Origin of the sequence: Pseudomonas sp. HMSC066A08, from assembly GCF_001813025.1 — a bacterium.
Classification (GTDB): Bacteria; Pseudomonadota; Gammaproteobacteria; order Pseudomonadales; family Pseudomonadaceae; genus Pseudomonas; species Pseudomonas aeruginosa.
In genome coordinates, this window is record NZ_KV811241.1 from 1 (window position 1) to 295 (window position 295).

Annotated in this window: 1 protein-coding gene; it reads right to left on the reverse strand. The window is 55.3% G+C overall.

Going from position 1 to position 295, the window contains the following annotated elements:
* Positions 1-112: 112 nt before the first annotated feature.
* The coding region (locus tag HMPREF2886_RS32795; protein ID WP_083318509.1) for a helix-turn-helix domain-containing protein at positions 113-295 on the reverse strand (183 nt) is incomplete at its 5' end.

Consider the following 295-nt stretch of genomic DNA (forward strand, 5'->3'; position numbering starts at 1 on the left):
TATAGGCTATCAATCGCGCAAGCGATTTGGCAAGCCTGAAAGACGAAGACCCCACAAGTTTGCGGGGTCTTCTTGGCAGAACGGAGACTGAAAGGGGACGAGTGTTGCAGGGTTACGACGGAGGAACGAGAAGCTGCCACAGCGGCACACCGACACACTTGGCCAGTTCGGCCATGTTGTCGATGTTGAGCGGTGACTTTCCTGTTTCTACCTCGCTGATCCATGACTGTGCGAACCCCGTCTTATCCTTGACTGCGCGCTGGCTTAGTTTTGCGGCCTTGCGTGCCTTACGGAA